General features: G+C 70.1%; 1 protein-coding gene. It reads left to right on the forward strand.

What is annotated here, in order from left to right:
- Positions 1-28: 28 nt before the first annotated feature.
- A partial coding sequence (gene ftsW / locus G6022_RS06290; RefSeq protein WP_182691199.1) for a putative lipid II flippase FtsW occupies positions 29-1,407 on the forward strand: 1,379 nt, incomplete at its 3' end.

Genomic DNA, 1,407 nt, shown 5'->3' on the forward strand with positions numbered 1-1,407 from the left:
CGTGGGCCGGGTCGCCGGGAGGTAGGGCATGGCACTTCACGAACCCGCTCGCCGGGACGACGCCGACGAGGCCGGCGCCGCGACCCGGCCCGATCTGTTGGGGCGCATCGCCGCGCCACTGGCCGCGATCAACCGTGCGCCGCTGACCTCGTACCACGTGGTCATGGTGGTCACCGCCCTGCTCACCGTGATCGGCCTGGGGATGGTGCTGTCGAGCTCCAACGTCCTCGCCTTCTCCGGTGGCGGCACGCCGTTCGACATCTTCCTGCGCCAGGCCGTGTTCGTCACGATCGGCTGGGTGGGGTTCGTGGTGGCCCTGCGCATGCGGTTCGAGCTGCTGCGGGCTGCCGCGCTGCCGATGCTCCTGGTGTCCATCGGTCTGCTCATCGCCGTGCTGATCCCCGGTGTGGGCATGGAGATCAACGGCTCCCGCGGGTGGATCGACCTCGGCTTCTTCGCGATCCAGCCCGCCGAGATCGCCAAGTTCGCGTTCATCATCTGGGCGTCGTCGGTGGTGGCCAAGCGCATCCGCACCGGGTACTGGCTCGACCTGCTCTTCCCGGCCATCGTGGGGTACGGGGTGGTCGCCGCCCTCGTCGTCGTCGCCCCCGACCTCGGCATGGCCACGGCGGTGACCATCGCATTCCTGTGCGTGCTGTGGTTCTCCGGGTACCCCACCCGGCACTTCGTGTGGGTGATCGCGTTCGGCACCGTCGTGTTCGGCGTCCTCGCCGTGACGTTCGCCTACCGCTTCGAGCGCGTCCGGACCTTCTTCAACACCTTCGTCGGTGACTTCTCGAACCCCCAGGGTTCGGCCTACCAGTCGTATCAGGGGATGCTCTCGCTCGCCGAGGGCGGCCTGTTCGGGGTGGGCCTGGGGCAGTCCAGCGCCAAGTGGTTCTACCTCCCGGAGGCGACCAACGACTTCATCTTCGCCATCATCGGGGAGGAGCTCGGCTGGTTCGGCGCCGCCGTGGTCGTCACGCTGTACCTGGCGCTGGGGTGGGCCGGCATGCGCGTCGCGCTGCGGTCAGCGGACCCGTTCCGTCGCCTGCTGGCCGGCACGATCACCACGACGATCGTGCTGCAGGCGTTCATCAACATCGGGTACGTGGTGGGTCTGCTCCCGGTCACCGGCCTCCAGCTGCCCCTCATCTCCAACGGTGGCACCTCGGCGGTCGTGACCCTGGCCTCACTCGGTCTCCTCGCCAACTGCGCCCGCCACGAGCCCGAGGCGATCTCGGCGATCCTCAGCTCCCCGGAGCGACGCCGGCGTCGCTGGTTCACCCTCCCGGACCCGCGCCCGTACACCCCAGAGCGCCCGGTCCCGGCCTCGGACGCACCCGGCCGCTCGAGCGCCGGTGCCCGGCGCTACGGCGAGCCCGTCACCCGGCAGTCGGCACCCCG

The organism is Dietzia sp. Cai40, from assembly GCF_014145165.1.
Taxonomy (GTDB): Bacteria; Actinomycetota; Actinomycetes; order Mycobacteriales; family Mycobacteriaceae; genus Dietzia; species Dietzia natronolimnaea.